Source organism: Pseudomonas citri, assembly GCF_025336485.1.
GTDB classification, from domain to species: domain Bacteria; phylum Pseudomonadota; class Gammaproteobacteria; order Pseudomonadales; family Pseudomonadaceae; genus Aquipseudomonas; species Aquipseudomonas citri.
Genome location: NZ_JAODAB010000021.1, coordinates 58,912 through 76,156, shown reverse-complemented (window position 1 = coordinate 76,156; position 17,245 = coordinate 58,912). Strand labels below are relative to the sequence as shown.

Here is a 17,245-nt window from a genome sequence, read left to right as displayed (position 1 = left end):
CCAGGTTCCGGATTATTTGGTGTATTTGCCCATGAAAACCGTTGCAATGGTGTTGTTCCCGGATTTTTTGCTGCTCGACATGGCCGGGCCCATGGAGGTGTTTTCCATCGCCAATCGTTATCTCGAGCCCCAACACCAGTATCAATTGCTGACCCTGGGGACCGAGCGTGGCCCCCTGCGCGCATCCAATGGCGTGACGGTGCAGGCCGACGTCCATATCGACCAGGCCTGGGCAGCTTATGACGTGCTGCTGGTGCCAGGCGGCCCGGGGGCCTATAACGACCAGCATTCGGGGTTGCACATCTGGCTGCGGGCCGCGGCGCAACGGGCCACGCGTTATGGCTCCATCTGCACCGGCGCGTTTGTGCTTGGCGAGGCGGGATTGCTGGACGGCTACCGGGTCACCACCCACTGGCACTACACCGAACGCCTGGTCCGGCGTTTTCCCAAGGCCTTGGTGGAAACCGACAAGATCTTCTTGCAGGACCGGCGCCTGATCACGTCCGGTGGTGTGACGGCCGGTATCGACCTGGCCCTGTCGATTGTCGCGCATGACCATGGCCGTAATGTGGCGCTGGATGTGGCCAAGGTGTTGCTGGTGGTGATGAAACGCCAGGGTGGGCAGGCACAGTTCAGTCCCCTGGTGGCGGCCGTGGCGGCACAGGAGTCGGCAATCACCCGGGTCCAGCACCACGTCATGGAGCACTTGGACGAACCGTTCACGGTAGAGCGCATGGCGGAGCTGGCGGCCATGAGCTCGCGGCATTTTGCGCGGATGTTCGTCAAGGAAGTGAACATGACGCCCATGGAGTTCCTGCAAGGCGCGCGCATCGACAGGGCCCGCCAGTTGCTGGAAAGCACGGACTTGCCCCTCAAGACCGTAGCGTTTCGCAGCGGTTTCGGCAGCGTGCGGCACATGCGTTCGCTGTTCAGTGAGAAACTCGGGCTGACGCCGGCGCAGTATCGCCAGCAGTTCAGTTGAGCCCTCGGTGTCCGTCCAGGGCACCGTGATGTCCGTGATGCGCCCTGTGCCAGCATTGTCCTGTCGCCCGCGCCTGCCAAGATAACGGCGAACCCTCTGGAAAGGATGCGCAGGCGCCGGGGCAGACGCGGTCGGTGAGCCGTAGCGCCACGCCCGGACCGGCACCCCGGTGCTCGATCGCCTATGAACAGTTTCGTCAAACCCGATACCGAGGCGGCGGTGGGCTTCGGTCCGTTTGCCTTTTACCGGCAGCAGCGGCTGGTCACCTGTGACGGCGTCCCCCTCGCGCTGGGTGGACGGGCCCTGGACATTCTTCAGGTGCTGGTCGAACACGCCGGCACCTTCGTCAGCAAGCAGGCGCTGATTGCCCGCGTCTGGCCGGACAGTGTGGTCGAGGCGATCAACTTGCGCGTGCACATCGCGGCGCTGCGGCGGGCCTTCGGTGACGGCGGTCGTTACATCCTCAATCATCCCCGACAGGGCTATTGCCTGGCTGTACCCCTGGCCTTGCAGACAGGCGGCGAACGGCACAACCTGCCTGTGCGCCTGAGCCCGATAGTGGGGCGCGATACGCTGCTCGGCCGGCTATTGAGGGAAGTGCCTCGCCAGCGCCTGGTCACGGTGGCGGGCCCCGGCGGTGTCGGCAAGACCACGGTGGTGTTGCGGGTGGCTGAACTGTTGCTTGAGCACTTTGCCGAGGGTGCCTGGTTCGTTGACCTGAGCGCTGTCGACGATCCTTCGCAGGTGATCGTGCAGGTGGCCGGCGTGCTCGGCGTCGAGCCCGGGGCATTGGGCCAGCGGCTGGCGCATTGTCGGATACTGCTGGTACTCGATGGCTGCGAGCAGGTGATCGAAGCCTGTCGGGAGCTGGCGCAGATGCTGCGCGAAACGGCTTGCGGAGTGACCTTGCTGTTGAGCAGTCGCGAACCGTTGAATCTGGTCCCGGAGCATATTGTGCAACTGCCGGGCCTGGCGTTGGCCTCGCCCCATGAGGCGGGGTACCCGATGGCGGTGTGTCCGGCGGTGCAGTTGCTGGTCGAGCGCATTGCCGCGCGCCAACAGGGGTACGCGCCCAGTGAGCGGGACCTGGCGATCCTCGCCTTGATCTGCGAGCGCCTGGACGGATTGCCATTGGCGTTGGAGCTGGCGGCGGTGCAGGTCGATGCCTTGGGCCTGGCCGGGGTGCTGGAACAATTGGAGTGCGGTTTGTCGCTCTTGAGCCATGGACGACGTACCGCGGTGGCTCGCCACCGAAGCCTGCAAGCGGTGCTGGACTCAAGTTTCGAACGCCTGAGCGCCGAGGAACAAATGGCCTTGCAGCGCCTGGCGGTGTTCGACGGGCCGTTCACCCTCGAGACGGCGATGGCTGTAATCAGTTGTACGCAGTTGAGTGTCGGGCAAGTGCCGCGGCTGCTGTCGGGACTGGTCAATGTATCCCTGGTCATGGTCCAGCGGTGTGCAGGCGTGGAGCGGTTCCATCTGCTCCATACCACCCGCGCTTATGCCCTGGAAAAACTGCGTGGCAGTGGTCAATGGCAGTTGTTCCATCGACGTTACCGGTTGCAAGAGGCGTGGGATACTCCGCGTTCAAGCGTCCAGTCGTCGCGCCAACAGCCCCAGCATTGCGCTGGCCTCTTGTAATCCGGGGGTGTCGAACCCTTCGCTGAAGCGCTGGTAGAGTGGTCCGAGCACATCCTGCGCGGCCTGGTCCTGTCCTCGTCGATGCCACAGGCGGGCCAGGGACACGGCACTGCGCAGTTCCCAAGCCAGGGCATGATGCCCACGGGCCACGGCCAGGGCCTCCAGCAGGAGCGCTTCGGCTTGTTCCTCCTGCACCGGGTCGTCGTGCGCCAGCGCGGTTTCGGCCGCCGCCCGCAGGACTTCCGCCGTGCACCAGCCGGCAGCGCCGGTGCGGGCGCGTTCGATTTGCGCAGCGCTGACGGTGTCGGCGCGCAAGGTGACGACGATGTCCTGGATCAGCCCGTGGCTCGATTTCGCCTTCACGGGCGCGCCTTCGAATGCATCTTCGTAGTGACAGGCCCAGTCATGGAACAGCAACACCCCGTGCTTGCTGGCCTGTTGCTTGAGCAGATCGAGTCGTTCCCGGGCAGTGGCGTGATCGCCGTTGTAATGGGCAATGACACAGCCGGCCAATGCCAGGGTGTAGCAGATCGAGATGCCATGGTTGATCTGCAAGGCAATTTGCAGGGCCAGGTCAGCTGTGCGCCGGGCCTTTTCGGCAAAACCCTGTAGCCAGAGTATGCGGGCCAGCACCGTCAGCGCGGCCACGCTCTGATCGTATTGCACGCCGAAACCGTGGGTGAAACGGCTCAGATGACCGTTTTGGGCCAGGCGCTGGATCACCTGTTCGGCTTCGCGTCGGGCGGCGCGCTGGTCGCCGGTGAAATGCAGCGCCAACACCCGCAAGCGTTGCGTGCTCAAGGACAGCGTCGGATCGCCTGGCGGGCCCAGCCGGTCGAAGTCCTGGCTGTGCTCCAGGGCCTGCTGGTAGTGGCCGCGACTGAGGTCGGTGGTCATGTGTCCCGACACGGCGCGCAATTCACCGGTCAGATCCTGGCATTGCCGCGCCAGCGTCCGGGCGGTGGTGAACGCGGCAATGGTGGCCGGGCTACTGCCTTCGGTATGGTAGTTGAACGTGGCCCGCGCCAGCTCCAGCGCAAGGCTCAGGCGTGGACAGGGCATGGGGTTGGCCCGCAATAACGCCAGCGCCTTGTTCACATACAACCCGTGTTCCTTGAGCAGCGACAGTTCCTGCCAGAGGGGCAGGGTGCTCGCCGCCAGGCGGATCGCCACCGCGTGTGCGCCCTGTGGCCCCAACCCTCGGTCAAGGGCGGCGCGGATATCGTCGCGATAGCTGGCGTACCGCGCGATCCAGAGCTGGGTGGGGGTGTTCTCCCACTCCGCTTGCGCCAGTTCCATGAGCGTCAGGCAACGCTCGGCGTGGCGCTCTCGAGTGGCGGCCAACTCGCCGGACTCGGCCAGTTTTTCCAGGGCGTAGCGGCGGGTGGTGTCCAGCAGGCGATAGCGCACTTCTTCATCGCCGATCTCGACGTTGAGCAATGATTTGGCAACCAACTGGCTGACGGACACCAGCACCTGGTCGGGGGCGACAGGCTGATCGACGATCACGCTCGTGGCCGAGGCCAGGTTGAAACTGTCCATGAACACGCCCAGTCGTCGCAAGCAGGTCTGCTCGCATGGGGTGAGCAGCGCGAAGCTCCAGTCCAGCGTGGCGTGCAAGGTCTGTTGGCGGGGCGTGGCGTCGTCTTTGTCGTGGTGCAGCAGAGCGACACTGTCTTGCAATTGTCGATGAAGCTCCGTCAGCCCCAGACGGTCGATCTGCGCCGCCGCCAGTTCGATGGCCAGGGGGATGCCGTCCAGCCGCTGGCAGATATCGACCACCAGGGGCAGTTCGCGGTCGGTCAGCTCGAAGCCTTCATGACTGGCCATCGCCCGCTCGGCGAACAGTTGCAGGGCCGGGTATTGCAGCGCCGGATAGTCATCGACGGGCATTTCCCGGGGTGGGAACGCCAGGGCGTCCAGGCGCTGCACGTATTCGCCCTCGGCCCGCAAGCTTTCGCGGCTGGTGGCCAGGATATGCAGGTGGGCCGCACTGCGCAGCAAGGTTTCGCAAAGCACCGCGACGTCGTCGATCAAATGCTCGCAATTGTCGATCACCAGCAACAACTGCCGGTCCTTGAGCTGTCGGGCGATGCTGTCCAGCGGGTCGACACCCAGTTGCGGGAGGTCCAGCACGGCCGCCAGATTGGGCGCGATCAGCGCAGGATCGTTGAGCGATGCCAGGTCCAGCAGGTACGTGCCATCGCGGTAGTGGCCGATCAACCGTTCGGCCACCCGCAGGGCCACGGTGGTCTTGCCGATGCCGCCGGTGCCGACCAGGGTGATGAAGCGTTTGCGCGGCAATTGGGTTATCAGGCTTTCCACCAGGGCGTGTCGTCCGATCATTCGACTGCGGCGCGGTGGCAGGTTGTGTGCCGGTGAGGGGGGCAGGATCTGCGCCACCTGCTCGACGGCGGCGGATAAGAGCGGCGCGACAAAACTGTAGCCGCGCTGGGCCACGGTCACGATATAGCGCTGGTCGTCCTGGCCATCCCCCAAGGCTTTGCGCAACGCGGCCACGTGCACCCGCAGGTTGATGTCTTCCACCACACTTTTGGGCCAGACGCGGGCGATCAGCTGTTGCTTGCTCACCACCTCTGGGGCGTGTTCGAGCAGCACCAGCAGGATGTCTACCGCCCGTCGCCCCAGGCGCAGCGGCTGCTCGCCCTCCAGCACCAGGCGTTGGCGCGGATGGACCCGGTACGGGCCGAAATGCACGGTCTGTTCGACGGGCAAGTCGAGGGGGTAATGGCTCATGTCGCTCTCAAGGTCTGGTCCTGGTGCCTGGGTTTACCCGAGCATGTTCCTCAGGTTTTGCTTCAAGCGCAACGGCGAGAGGTTTCCACATCCATCCCGCCAATCGCCGATCCTTGTGGCGAGGGAGCACGCCAGTTCCGAAAAAATTAACAACGTTTAACTCACGCCAATCCGCCTTCCGAACAGACCATGAAGCGATCCACCCACCTCAAGGAGTCACGTCATGAGCACCTTCATCACCCGCGATGGCACCGAGATCTATTACAAGGACTGGGGCAGTGGTCAACCGGTGGTCTTCAGCCACGGCTGGCCGTTGAACTCGGACAGTTGGGAAGCCCAGATGATGTTCCTGGCGTCCAACGGTTACCGGGTGATCGCCCATGACCGCCGCGGGCACGGGCGCTCCAGCCAGCCCTGGAGCGGCAATGACATGGACACCTACGCCGATGACCTGGCCGAGCTGATCGAGCGGCTGGATTTGAAGAACGCCGTGTTGCTTGGCTTCTCCACCGGCGGTGGCGAAGTAGCACGCTACATCGGCCGCCATGGCGCGGCGCGCGTCGCCAAGCTGGGCCTGATCTCGGCGGTGACGCCGCTGATGCTCAAGACCGCCGCCAACCCTGGCGGCTTGCCTATCGAGGTGTTCGACGGCTTGCGCCAGGGCTCCCTGGCTGACCGTTCTCAGCTATACAAAGATGTGGCCAGTGCGTTTTTTGGCGCCAACCGTCCGGGCTCCAAGGTGTCCCAGGGCATGATCGACTGGTTCTGGATGCAAGGCATGCTCGCCGGCCACAAGAACACCTATGACTGCATCAAGGCGTTTTCGGAGACCGACCTTTCCGAGGACTTGCGTGGCATCGACGTGCCGACCCTAGTGGTCCACGGCGATGACGACCAGGTGGTGCCCATCGAAGCCGCCGGCATTGCCGCCGCGCAGTTGCTCAAGCATTCGCAGTTGCTGGTCTACCCGGGTGCGCCCCACGGCCTGACCGACACCCACAAGGAGCGGCTGAACGCGGACTTGCTGGCGTTCATCCAGGGCTGACCAGGCCACACGACCTGGGGGCGCGAATTCGCTCCCATCCCTGGCGTTCAACAGGACTTACACCCATGAACCGCAACGACTTGCGCCGTCTCGACATGAACCTGCTGGTGATTTTCGAGGCGTTGATGTTCGAGAAAAACCTGACCCGTGTCGCCGAAAAGCTGTTCATGGGCCAGCCGGCGGTGAGCGCGGCGCTGGGACGACTGCGGGACCTGTTCGATGACCCGCTGTTGATCCGTCATGGCCGTGGTATGGAGCCGACGCCGCGGGCCCTGGTCATCCTGCAAGAGCTGCAACCGGCCATGGACACGATTTCCAGCGCGGTCAGTCGGGCCAAGGCGTTCGACCCGTCGACCAGTTGCGATGTGTTCCGCATCGGCTTGTCCGACGACGCCGAGTTCGGCCTGTTCCCACCGTTGCTCAGCCAACTGCGCGAAGAAGCGCCGGGGATCATCGTGGTGGTGCGCCGGGCCAATTATCTGCTGATGTCATCGCTGCTGGGCAGCGGCGAAATCAGCGTCGGCGTCAGCTACACCACCGATTTGCCGGCTAATGCCAAGCGCAAGAAGTTGCGGGACATTCCCTGCAAGGTCCTGCGTGGCGACAAGCGTCCGGGGCCGCTGACCCTGGACGAATATTGCGCGCGACCTCATGCAATGGTGTCGTTCTCGGGTGACCTGAGCGGCAACATCGACCTGGACCTGGCCCGCATCGGCCGGACCCGCAAAGTGGTGCTGGGGGTGCCGCAGTTCAGTGGGCTGCGGGCCTTGCTCGCAGGCACCGAACTGATCGCCACCGTGCCCGACTACGCCGCCTGCGCGCTGGTGGAAGGCTGTGCGTTGCGTGCCGAAGACCCGCCGTTCGAGATCAATGCCGCCGAATTGTCGATGGTCTGGAGTGGCGTGCATGACAACGACCCGGCCGAGCGCTGGCTGCGTTCGCGTATTGCCACCCACATGTCCCAACCGTTGCCGGCCGCAGCCTATGCGGATTCGGTCGGAGACCACCGATGAACAGTATCGATGAGCGTCCGTGGCAGGACCTGGGCTTGTTGTTCCTGCGCCTGAGCGGTGCGCTGTTTCTGCTCTGGGTCCATGGGCTGCCGAAGCTGTTGCATTACAGCGTCGAGCTGACCCGTATCGAAGACCCGTTCCACCTTGGCGCGGCGCCGACCCTGGTGCTGGCGATTTTCGCCGAGGTGTTCTGCCCGCTGCTGATTGCCGCGGGTGTCCTGGTACGCCTGGCGTGCCTGCCCATCCTGTTCTTGCTGACCGTGGCGCTGCTGGTGGTGCACCCGCAATGGAGCTTGGAGGAAGGGCAGTTCGGTTGGTTGCTGTTGATCCTGTTTACCAGCGTATTCATTGCCGGGCCCGGATGCCTGGCGATGAACGCGCGTTTTGCTGGAGTGCTCCGTCATGTCTGAACCCCAAGCCGTTGAACCTGTAGCGGACGCCGCCAAACCCGGCTTCGACGAAATCGTCACCCTGGTGGTCAAGCACCGGATCAAGGCCGGTCAGGACGTGGCTTATGAAGCCTGGCTGCGTCGCATCGTGAGCGTGGCCGGCCAGTGGCCAGGTCACCTGGGTGTGGATGTGGTCCGGGGCAAGCAGGGCGGGTTGTCGCTGTTCACCTGCGTGCTGCGTTTCTGCTCCACTGAAGCCATGCAGCGCTGGCTGGATTCGCCCGAGCGCCGGGAACTGGTGGAGGAGGCCACGCCCTTGCTGGCCGACGGCGACCAGACCGAAGTCGCGCCGCACAAGGAGTTCTGGTTCGCGCCGTTGGCCGATGCCGCCACACCGCCGCCGCGCTGGAAGCAGGCCGTGGTGACCTTGCTGGTGATCCTGCCGCACACCTTGCTGGTGCCGCTGATCTGGGGACCGGTGCTGCAACTCAATACCTTTCTCTCCAATTACGTGGTGGCCACGTTCCTGATCACCCTGACCATCGTGCTCTCGGTCTGTTACGTGTGCATGCCGCTGGCGACACGTCTGTTCGCCCCGTGGCTGGAAGCCTCGAAAGCCCATGAGCACCTGGAGCCCGGCGATGGCCAATAAGGACGACCCAACTGACCTGCGGCGCCGCCAATTGCTCGCCGCCGGATCCTTGCTCAGCGCTGCGGCGGCTTTCTGGCCGCGGCTGTCCCTAGCCTCTACTCATCCAGAAGGAAACCCTATGAACGCCGATCTGATTCTGTTCAATGGCCAGTTCCATACCGTCGACCGTGAGAAACCCCGCGCCAGTGCGGTCGCCATCAGCCAGGGGCGCTTCGTCGCAGTAGGCACCGATGCCGAGGCCATGGCCTTGCGCGGCAGTAGCACACCCAAGTGATCGACCTCAAGGGCCGCACCGTGATCCCGGGGCTCAACGACTCGCACCTGCACCTGATTCGCGGCGGCCTGAACTACAACCTGGAACTGCGCTGGGAAGGCGTGCCGTCCCTGGCCGATGCGTTACGCATGCTCAAGGATCAGGCCGACCGCACACCGACGCCGCAATGGGTTCGCGTGGTGGGCGGCTGGAACGAATTCCAGTTCGCCGAAAAACGCATGCCGACCCTGGAAGAACTCAACCAGGCTGCGCCCGACACCCCGGTGTTCGTGTTGCACCTGTATGACCGCGCCTTGCTCAACCGCGCCGCGCTGCGTGTCGCTGGCTATACCCGCGACACGCCGAACCCGCCGGGTGGCGAGATCGTCCGTGACAGCAAGGGCGAACCCACCGGCATGCTGGTGGCGCGCCCGAACGCGATGATCCTCTACTCGACACTGGCGAAGGGGCCGAAGCTGCCGCTGGAGTACCAGGTCAACTCCACGCGCCAGTTCATGCGTGAGCTCAATCGCCTGGGCCTGACCAGCGCCATCGACGCCGGCGGTGGTTTCCAGAATTACCCCGACGACTACGCGGTGATCGAGCAGTTGGCCCGGGAAGAACAGTTGACGGTGCGCATCGCCTACAACCTGTTCACCCAGAAACCCAAGGAAGAACTCACCGATTTCAAAAACTGGACCGGCAGCGTCAAGCTGCACCAGGGCACCGATTTCCTGCGGCACAACGGCGCCGGCGAGATGCTGGTGTTTTCGGCTGCCGACTTCGAAGACTTCCTGGAACCGCGCCCGGACCTGCCGCCCGGCATGGAGCAGGACCTGGAACCGGTGGTCCGGCACCTGGTGGAACAGCGCTGGCCGTTCCGCTTGCACGCCACCTATGACGAATCCATCAGCCGCATGCTCGACGTGTTCGAGAAGGTCAACCGTGACATCCCGTTCAACGGCCTGCCGTGGTTCTTCGACCACGCCGAGACCATCACGCCGAAGAACATCGAACGCGTACGGGCGTTGGGGGGTGGTATCGCGATCCAGGACCGCATGGCGTTCCAGGGTGAGTACTTCGTCGACCGCTACGGCGCCAAGGCCGCCGAAGCCACACCGCCGATCAAGCGCATGCTGGCCGAAGGCGTGCCGGTGGGCGCCGGCACCGACGCGACCCGAGTGTCGAGCTACAACCCCTGGACCTCGCTGTACTGGATGGTCAGCGGACGCACGGTCGGTGGCCTTTCGTTGCACGAGGAAGGCCTGCCGCGCCTGACCGCCCTGGAGTTGTTCACCCATGGCAGCGCCTGGTTCTCGTCCGAACAAGGCAAGAAAGGCCAGATCAAGGTCGGCCAACTGGCGGACCTTGCTGCGCTGAGTGCGGACTTCTTCAGCGTCGAGGAAGAGGCCATCAAGTGGATCGAGTCGGTGCTGACGGTGGTCGACGGCAAGGTGGTGTACGCCGCCGGCGACTTCGAAAAGCTCGGCCCGGCCAGCGTTCCGGTGCTGCCCGACTGGTCGCCGGTGGTCAAGGTCCCCGGCCACTGGCGCCCGACTTCACCGTTGCAGGCCCAGGTCCACCAATGCAGCGGCCCGTGCACTGTGCATGCCCACAGCCACGAACGGGCGCGCTTGTCGAACGTCCCGGTCAGCGATTTCCAAGGCTTCTGGGGCGCGTTTGGTTGCTCCTGCTTTGCCTTTTGACGCACACACCGATTTCCCTGTGGAGGCGAGCAACGCTCTTCCACAGGTTGTGTAACATCCCATCCAAAGGAGTCATCCCATGAGCAACATGCCTGCGTACAACCGCCTGAACAAAGACGACGCGGTGGTCCTGCTGGTCGACCACCAGACCGGCCTGATTTCCCTGGTACAGGACTTCTCGCCCAACGAGTTCAAGAACAACGTCCTGGCCCTGGCCGATCTGGCGAAATTCTTCGAACTGCCGACCATCCTGACCACCAGCTTCGAGAAAGGCCCCAACGGCCCGCTCGTGCCGGAACTCAAGGAGATGTTCCCGGACGCGCCGTACATCCCGCGTCCAGGCCAGATCAACGCGTGGGACAACGAGGACTTCGTCAAGGCGATCAAGGCCACCGGTCGCAAGCAACTGATCATCGCGGGCGTGGTGACCGATGTCTGCGTAGCGTTCCCGACCCTGTCGGCATTGGCTGAAGGTTTCGACGTGTTTGTCGTGACCGATGCCTCGGGCACCTTCAACGAAACCGTGCAACAAGCCGCCTGGGTGCGCATGACCGCCGCCGGCGCGCAGATGATGAACTGGTTCTCGGTGGCCTGTGAGCTGCACCGCGACTGGCGCAACGACATCGAAGGCCTGGGCAACCTGCTGTCCCAGCGCATTCCGAACTACCGTAACCTGATGAACAGCTACGCGGCGCTGACGGCCAAGTAAGCGGTCCATGCTCAATGACGCCCGCCTTGTGCGGGCGTTTTTGTATCTGGCATTGGCGCCTCGCAAGCTGTGCCACCGCTATCGCGAGCAAGCTATGCTCCCACAGGTTTGCCCACAGATCCGATGTGGGAGCAAAGCTTGCTCGCGATGACGGTGGCACATCCCAGCTAGGAAATATGACTCACCTGGACCACAATGCCAAACCGACCAAAATGACTGTCCACCCCATGAGTGACAATGAACCCCTTCGAAGAAATGCGCATCTTTGCCCAGGTCATGGAATCGGGCAGTTTCACGGCGGCGGCGGATAAGCTCGGGCTGTCCAAGCAGTTTGTCAGCCGCAAGCTCATGGCGCTGGAGCAACGCCTGGGCGTGCGCCTGCTCAATCGCTCGACCCGTCGACTGGACGTCACGCCCCTGGGCCAACGCTACTATGAATCAGCCCTGCGCCTGCTCGGTGAAGTCGAGCAGCTGGAGCAGGGCATCAGCGGCCAGACCGACGAACCGCGCGGCACCATCCGCCTCAGTGCGCCGCTGTCCTTCGCCGTGGCGCACCTGGGCAGCCTGCTGCCGCTGTTCCTGCAACGTCATCCTGGGGTCAGCGTGGAAGTGGACTTGAGCGATCGCTCGGTCGATCTGCTGGGGGAGGGTTATGACCTGGCACTGCGCATCGGCGTGCTGGAGGATTCGACCTTGATTGCCCGGCGTATCGCGACCATCGAACGGGTGTATTGCGCGAGCCCCGACTATCTGGCCCGACGGGGCACGCCTTCGCGCCCCGAGGACCTGCGCGAACATGACTGCCTGCCTTATGGACACAGTCGCCAAGTCCAATGGCGGTTCGCCGGTGCCGGGCGACCGTTGACCCTGGAGGTCGCAGGACGCATGCGCGCCAACAACGGTGAGCTGCTGCGCGAGGCCGCCATTGCCGGCATGGGCGTGACCTATTTGCCGACCTTCATCGTGGCCGATGCGCTGGCCGACGGCCGCTTGAGCCAGGTCCTGGCAGGCTTTGAAACCGAGCCGCTGACGCTGTCGGCGGTGTACCCGCAACATCGGCAGAGTGCTCGTCCGGTGCAAGCATTGGTGGCGTTCCTGCGCGACCAGATGCAATAACCCGGCACGGCGCCTTCAGCCGTCGCGCGACGGCTGAAGCACCCTGTGCGCCGGTCAGGCGGCGAGGTTGCCGAGTTCTTTCTTGAACTGCGCTTTCATGGTTTCCATTTTTTCGCCCAGGGTATCCAGCTTCGCCTTGCCCAGCAGTTTCCTGGCCTGGGGGAACATCTCTTTCTCTTCTTCCTGGATGTGGTGCTCCAGCAGTTCCTTGACCACCTTCACCCGACCGGCGAATTCCGGCTGGGACGGGTCGGTGGCTTTCAGGTCGGGTAGTACCAGCGAATCGACGGTCCGGTGTTCTTCCTTGGCCTCGTAGTACATTTCGGCCACCTCCTTGCCGCCGGCTTGCTTGAAGGCCGGGTAGAGGATGTCTTCCTCCAGGCGGGTGTGGATCGAAACTTCCATCTCCAGCTTGGCCAACAGGTCGGTGCGCTTCTTGATCGCGCGATCGGTGGATTCGCTCAGTTGGGTCAGAATGGCCTTGACGTGTTCATGGTCGGCTTTCAACAGGTCGATAGCGTTCATAAGTAGCTCCTGGCAATTCACGGTTGCGGGCAGGCTGTAGGTGCCGACGCCGCGTAAGGGCTGAATTGCATCAGCCGTGCCAGTCGCGCAGGCCTGGAAAAGCGTTGGAAAACAGCCGGTTGGATGGACGGTATGTTTCCCCCTTCGTGCAAGCTGCATGAGGTCCGGGTAAATCCCGTTGCACTTTGCGCTGCCCCGTTGATTAGTCCCTTTCGATCAATTGCCGAACGCGCCCGGCAATCGCCAGGCACGAAGTCAGCCCGGGTGATTCGATGCCGAACAGGTTGATCAGTCCCGGCACGTGGTGCTCGGTTTCGCTGCTGATCAGAAAGTCCCGGGCAGGCTCCTCAGGGCCGCTGATTTTGGGGCGGATGCCGCTGTAGGCCGGTTGCAGGCTTTGCTCCGGCAGGCCCGGCCAGTAATCGCGGATCGCCTGGTAAAAGGCCTCGGCCCGGGTTGGGTCGACGTGGTAGTGCTCGTGCTCGATCCATTCGACGTCCGGGCCGAAACGCGCCTGGCCCGCCAGGTCGAGGGTCATGTGGATGCCCAGGCCGGCGGCTTGCGGGGCGGGGTAGACCAGGTGCCGGAACGGCGCCCGTCCGGCCAGGGCGAAGTAGTTGCCCTTGCACAGGTAATCCTGGGGAATCGAGTGCGACGTGAGCCCGTCGATACGGCGGGCGACCGCCGGGGCCTGGAGCCCGCAAGCGTTGATCAGTTGTCGACAGGACAGGCTCATCTGCGCCGTGCCGGCCAACGCCAGCACGAAACCTTCGGCGGTGACACGCGCACCCGACAGCGGCGTGTGGAAGGCGAGGGTCGCACCGGCCGCCTCGGCGTCGCCCTGCAGGGCGAGCATCAGTGCATGTGAATCGACGATACCGGTGGACGGGGAGTACAACGCGCCGACGCAGGCCAGCTCCGGTTCCAATGCCTGTGCTTGTTCTTGATCGAGCAGACGCAGGTCGTCCACGCCGTTGAGCAAGCCACGGGCCAGTAAGGTTTGCAGCCCGGCTAACTGCGCCTGGTCCTTGGCCACGATCAGTTTGCCCAGCCGGCGGGTCTCGACGCCGTGGCTGTCGCAATAGTCGTACAACCGCCGCCGACCGTCGACGCACAGCTGCGCCTTGAGGCTGCCTGGCGGGTAATAGAGTCCGGCGTGGATGACTTCGGAATTGCGCGAGCTGGTGCCCGTGCCGATGGCTGCACCGGCTTCGATCACCAACACTTCGCGACCGGCCCGGGCCATTTCCCTGGCGACGGCGAGGCCGACCACACCGGCGCCGGCCACCACACACTCGATATCGACATTCAACCCGGTTTCTCCTTCAGGGCCCCGTTGGCGGGTTCAGGATAGTCCTGCCATGAGGTCAGGTGTGCAAGATTCTGGCGATGTTAAAAAATGTTAGATTGAAAAAATACTTCACAAGATCGGTTCATTGGTGGATGATCGGTGGCAACCTGTAGGACAACCCTCGGAGTGCCCCATGAATAACAAGAATGTCGGTGTGATCGGTCTGGGCGCGATGGGCCTGGGCATCGCCCGCTCGCTGTTGCGTGCCGGCTTCAATGTGCATGCCTGTGATGTGCGCACCGCTGTCACCGAACAATTTGCCAGTGAAGGCGGGGTGGCCTGTTCGTCCCCTGCGCACATGGCGGCGCATTGCGATGTGGTGATTACCGTCGTGGTGAATGCCGAGCAAACCGAAGCCGTGCTGTTTGGCGAGGAGGGGGTCGTGAAGGCGCTGGCCGAGGGCAGCCTGGTGATCGGCTGTGCCACCGTGGCGCCGACTTTTGCCGTCGAGCTGGGCCAGCGCCTGGCGCAGTCCGGCCTGTTGTACCTCGACGCGCCGATTTCCGGTGGCGCGGCCAAGGCCGCCGCGGGTGAGATGACCATGATGACCTCCGGCCCGGCGCCTGCCTATGCCAAGGCCGAAGCGGTCCTGGCGGGCATGGCGGGCCAGGTCTATCGCCTGGGCGAGGCCCATGGCCTGGGCTCCAAGGTCAAGATCATCAACCAGTTGCTGGCCGGCGTGCACATCGCCGCTTCGGCCGAAGCCATGGCCCTGGGCCTGCGCGAAGGTGTCGATGCCGAGGCGCTGTACGAGGTGATCACCCACAGCGCCGGCAATTCCTGGATGTTCGAAAATCGTGTGCCGCACATTCTCAAGGCCGACTACACGCCGCTGTCGGCGGTGGACATCTTCGTCAAGGATCTGGGCCTGGTGCTCGATACCGCCCGCGCCAGCAAATTCCCGCTGCCGTTGTCGGCCACCGCCCACCAGATGTTCATGCAGGCCTCCAGTGCCGGTTTCGGCCGTGAGGACGACTCGGCGGTGATCAAGATTTTCCCGGGCATCGAACTGCCGACCGCCAAGCCTGAATCGATCTGAGGACGCCACATGACGACTTCCCACGCGCGCCCGCTGCTGGGCTGCATCGCCGACGACTTCACCGGCGCCACGGACCTGGCCAACATGCTGGTGCGCGGCGGCATGCGCACGGTGCAGAGCATCGGCATTCCGGGCGCCGAATCGGCCGGGGCACTGGCCGCCGATGCGATTGTCATTGCCCTCAAGTCGCGGACCTTGCCGGCGGCCGAGGCCGTCGAAGAGTCCCTGGCGGCGCTGGCCTGGCTGCGTGAGCGCGGCTGCCGGCAGATCTTCTTCAAGTATTGCTCGACCTTCGATTCCACCGCCGCCGGCAACATCGGCCAGGTGAGCGACGCGTTGCTCAATGCCCTGAACGCTGATTTCACACTGGCCTGCCCGGCGTTCCCGGAAAACGGCCGGACGATTTTCCGCGGTCACCTGTTCGTGCAGGATCAGTTGCTGAGCGAGTCGGGCATGCAGCATCACCCGCTGACGCCGATGACCGATGCCAACCTGGTGCGGGTGCTGCAAGCCCAGACCTCGCGCAAGGTCGGCCTGTTGCGCTATGACAGCGTCGCCCAAGGCGTCGATGCGGTGCGGGCGAAGCTGGCCGAGCTGCGCAGCCAGGGTGTCGGCATGGCCATCGCCGATGCGTTGTCGGATGCCGATCTGTACACCCTCGGCGCGGCCTGTGCCGATCTGCCGTTGCTGACTGGCGGTTCCGGGCTGGCCTTGGGCTTGCCGGAAAATTTCCGCCGGGCCGGGTTGTTGCGCGACTTCGATGTGGCGACCTTGCCGTCGGTGTCCGGTGGCGAAGTGGTGTTGGCCGGCAGTGCCTCGGTCGCCACCAACGGTCAGGTGGCGGCCTGGCTCGAGGCCGGACGCCCGGCCATGCGTATCGACCCGCTGGCGCTGGCGGTCGGTGAGCCGGTGGTCGAGCGGGCCCTGGCCTTTGCCCAAGGGGCGGCGGGCACCGTGCTGATCTACGCCACCAACACGCCCGATGAAGTCAGGGCCGTGCAACAACGGTTAGGAGCCGGACGGGCCGGTGCCCTGGTGGAGACTGCGCTGGGGGACATCGCCCAGGGCCTGCGTGAGCAAGGCGTGCGCCGGTTCGTGGTGGCCGGCGGCGAGACTTCCGGGGCGGTGGTCAAGGCCTTGGGCGTCACCCTGTTGCAGATCGGCGCACAGATCGATCCGGGCGTACCCGCCACCGTCAGCAGCGGTGACGAGCCGTTGGCCCTGGCGCTCAAGTCCGGCAATTTCGGTGGCCGCGATTTCTTCGCCAAGGCGCTCAAGCAACTGGCCGGAGACGTTCGATGAGCCAGGAAAGCGCCTTGCGCGAAGAGATATGCGAAGCAGGCCGCAGCCTTTATGAGCGCGGCTACACGGTCGGCAGCGCCGGTAACATCAGCGCGCGGCTCGACGATGGTTGGCTGATCACTCCCACCGATGCGTGCCTGGGGCGCCTCGATCCGGCGCACATCGCCAAGGTCACGGCGGCTGGGGAATGGGTGTCCGGGCACAAACCGTCGAAGACCCTGGCCCTGCATCGCCAGGTCTATGACCGCAACCCCACGGTCGGTGGGGTGGTGCACACCCATTCCACCCATCTGGTGGCGCTGACCCTGGCCGGTGTCTGGCGAGCCGACGACATCCTGCCGCCGCTCACGCCGTACCAGGTGATGAAGGTCGGGCACATCCCGTTGATCGGTTACCAACGCCCCGGCTCGCCCGACGTGGCCGAACAGGTGGCGCAACTGGCCAACCGTGTGCGTGGCGTGATGCTCGAACGCCTGGGCCCGGTGGTCTGGGAAAGCACGGTGTCCCGGGCCAGCTATGCGCTGGAAGAATTGGAAGAAACCGCACGGCTCTGGCTGATGTGCAACCCCAAGCCCGAACCGCTCGATCAAGCAGCACTGGATGAGCTGCGACAGGTCTTCGGCGTCGAGTGGTAAGACGCCGGAATTAACCGGATACACAACTGCAGGTTTTGCCCGGGAGACGCGTTGCGACTCTTGAGGGCCCGGCTTGCCTGAAAAACAATAACAACAGGATCCATTTCCCCATGACTCACCTCGACTGCAG

At 64.2% G+C, this 17,245-nt stretch carries 14 protein-coding genes and 1 pseudogene; 12 read left to right on the top strand and 3 right to left on the bottom strand.

All coding sequences use genetic code 11. The features are described 5' to 3' along the window. Positions 1-31: 31 nt before the first annotated feature. A complete protein-coding gene (locus N4Q37_RS20680; protein WP_260961442.1) occupies positions 32-982 on the top strand; it encodes a GlxA family transcriptional regulator in 951 nt (316 codons plus the stop codon). 183 nt (positions 983-1,165) lie between these two features. Further along, complete coding sequence (locus N4Q37_RS20675) at positions 1,166-2,623, top strand: ATP-binding protein (RefSeq protein WP_260961441.1); 1,458 nt, start codon at positions 1,166-1,168, stop codon at positions 2,621-2,623. Here the strand turns inward: N4Q37_RS20675 and N4Q37_RS20670 are convergent. Then, positions 2,570-5,380 (bottom strand): ATP-binding protein, encoded by a 2,811-nt coding sequence (locus N4Q37_RS20670; RefSeq protein ID WP_260961440.1) that lies wholly within the window; start codon positions 5,378-5,380, stop codon positions 2,570-2,572. The two genes, N4Q37_RS20675 and N4Q37_RS20670, sit on opposite strands and share 54 nt — an antisense overlap. 223 nt (positions 5,381-5,603) lie before the next feature. Here N4Q37_RS20670 and N4Q37_RS20665 point away from each other — a divergent pair, with 223 nt between their 5' ends. The 7 genes and pseudogenes from N4Q37_RS20665 (at position 5,604) to N4Q37_RS20635 (ending at position 12,263) form a co-directional block, all read left to right on the top strand. Beyond that, positions 5,604-6,425 (top strand): alpha/beta fold hydrolase, encoded by an 822-nt coding sequence (locus tag N4Q37_RS20665; RefSeq protein WP_260961438.1) that lies wholly within the window; start codon positions 5,604-5,606, stop codon positions 6,423-6,425. A gap of 65 nt (positions 6,426-6,490) precedes the next feature. Then, positions 6,491-7,438: a LysR substrate-binding domain-containing protein gene (locus N4Q37_RS20660; protein WP_260961436.1), complete on the top strand. Its 948-nt coding sequence runs from the start codon at positions 6,491-6,493 to the stop codon at positions 7,436-7,438. After that, positions 7,435-7,848: a DoxX family protein gene (locus N4Q37_RS20655; protein WP_260961434.1), complete on the top strand. Its 414-nt coding sequence runs from the start codon at positions 7,435-7,437 to the stop codon at positions 7,846-7,848. The genes N4Q37_RS20660 and N4Q37_RS20655 overlap by 4 nt, the downstream gene beginning before the upstream one ends. After that, positions 7,841-8,479: an antibiotic biosynthesis monooxygenase gene (locus N4Q37_RS20650; RefSeq protein WP_260961432.1), complete on the top strand. Its 639-nt coding sequence runs from the start codon at positions 7,841-7,843 to the stop codon at positions 8,477-8,479. The genes N4Q37_RS20655 and N4Q37_RS20650 overlap by 8 nt, the downstream gene beginning before the upstream one ends. Before the next feature lie 118 nt (positions 8,480-8,597). Then, a pseudogene (locus tag N4Q37_RS20645) lies at positions 8,598-10,438 on the top strand (amidohydrolase). Positions 10,439-10,526: 88 nt separating this feature from the next. Next, on the top strand, positions 10,527-11,147 hold the full coding sequence (gene ycaC, locus N4Q37_RS20640; RefSeq protein ID WP_260961477.1) for an isochorismate family cysteine hydrolase YcaC: 621 nt from the start codon (positions 10,527-10,529) through the stop codon (positions 11,145-11,147). A gap of 237 nt (positions 11,148-11,384) precedes the next feature. After that, entirely contained in the window at positions 11,385-12,263 is an 879-nt protein-coding gene (locus tag N4Q37_RS20635) for a LysR family transcriptional regulator (protein ID WP_260961431.1), read from the top strand. A gap of 54 nt (positions 12,264-12,317) precedes the next feature. Here the strand turns inward: N4Q37_RS20635 and N4Q37_RS20630 are convergent, their stop codons facing one another. Beyond that, entirely contained in the window at positions 12,318-12,788 is a 471-nt protein-coding gene (locus tag N4Q37_RS20630) for a hemerythrin domain-containing protein (RefSeq protein WP_260961430.1), read from the bottom strand. A gap of 202 nt (positions 12,789-12,990) precedes the next feature. Continuing rightward, the gene (locus N4Q37_RS20625; protein WP_260961429.1) at positions 12,991-14,100 is read right to left on the bottom strand and encodes an NAD(P)/FAD-dependent oxidoreductase; all 1,110 of its coding nucleotides are present in this window, start codon (positions 14,098-14,100) and stop codon (positions 12,991-12,993) included. Between the two features lie 127 nt (positions 14,101-14,227). Between N4Q37_RS20625 and ltnD the strand changes: the two genes are divergently transcribed. From ltnD to otnC, 3 genes are read left to right on the top strand one after another with little or no spacing between them, the layout of a single operon-like run. Next, positions 14,228-15,178, top strand: coding sequence for an L-threonate dehydrogenase (gene ltnD, locus N4Q37_RS20620; protein WP_260961428.1), 951 nt, complete (start codon positions 14,228-14,230; stop codon positions 15,176-15,178). 9 nt (positions 15,179-15,187) lie between these two features. Beyond that, complete coding sequence (gene otnK, locus N4Q37_RS20615) at positions 15,188-16,480, top strand: 3-oxo-tetronate kinase (protein ID WP_260961427.1); 1,293 nt, start codon at positions 15,188-15,190, stop codon at positions 16,478-16,480. Next, positions 16,477-17,115 (top strand): 3-oxo-tetronate 4-phosphate decarboxylase, encoded by a 639-nt coding sequence (gene otnC, locus N4Q37_RS20610; protein ID WP_260961426.1) that lies wholly within the window; start codon positions 16,477-16,479, stop codon positions 17,113-17,115. The genes otnK and otnC overlap by 4 nt, the downstream gene beginning before the upstream one ends. The last annotated feature ends 130 nt before the right edge of the window (positions 17,116-17,245 follow it).

What these genes read in the sequence shown, in the direction of transcription:
- N4Q37_RS20655 (WP_260961434.1), top strand. Translation starts at nt 7,435, where the DNA reads ATGAACAGTATCGATGAGCGTCCGTGGCAGGACCTGGGCTTGTTGTTC.
- N4Q37_RS20680 (WP_260961442.1), top strand. Translation starts at nt 32, where the DNA reads ATGAAAACCGTTGCAATGGTGTTGTTCCCGGATTTTTTGCTGCTCGAC.
- N4Q37_RS20635 (WP_260961431.1), top strand. Translation starts at nt 11,385, where the DNA reads ATGAACCCCTTCGAAGAAATGCGCATCTTTGCCCAGGTCATGGAATCG.
- otnC (WP_260961426.1), top strand. Translation starts at nt 16,477, where the DNA reads ATGAGCCAGGAAAGCGCCTTGCGCGAAGAGATATGCGAAGCAGGCCGC.
- ycaC (WP_260961477.1), top strand. Translation starts at nt 10,527, where the DNA reads ATGCCTGCGTACAACCGCCTGAACAAAGACGACGCGGTGGTCCTGCTG.
- otnK (WP_260961427.1), top strand. Translation starts at nt 15,188, where the DNA reads ATGACGACTTCCCACGCGCGCCCGCTGCTGGGCTGCATCGCCGACGAC.
- N4Q37_RS20675 (WP_260961441.1), top strand. Translation starts at nt 1,166, where the DNA reads ATGAACAGTTTCGTCAAACCCGATACCGAGGCGGCGGTGGGCTTCGGT.
- N4Q37_RS20660 (WP_260961436.1), top strand. Translation starts at nt 6,491, where the DNA reads ATGAACCGCAACGACTTGCGCCGTCTCGACATGAACCTGCTGGTGATT.
- N4Q37_RS20630 (WP_260961430.1), bottom strand. Translation starts at nt 12,788, where the DNA reads ATGAACGCTATCGACCTGTTGAAAGCCGACCATGAACACGTCAAGGCC.
- N4Q37_RS20670 (WP_260961440.1), bottom strand. Translation starts at nt 5,380, where the DNA reads ATGAGCCATTACCCCCTCGACTTGCCCGTCGAACAGACCGTGCATTTC.
- N4Q37_RS20665 (WP_260961438.1), top strand. Translation starts at nt 5,604, where the DNA reads ATGAGCACCTTCATCACCCGCGATGGCACCGAGATCTATTACAAGGAC.
- N4Q37_RS20650 (WP_260961432.1), top strand. Translation starts at nt 7,841, where the DNA reads ATGTCTGAACCCCAAGCCGTTGAACCTGTAGCGGACGCCGCCAAACCC.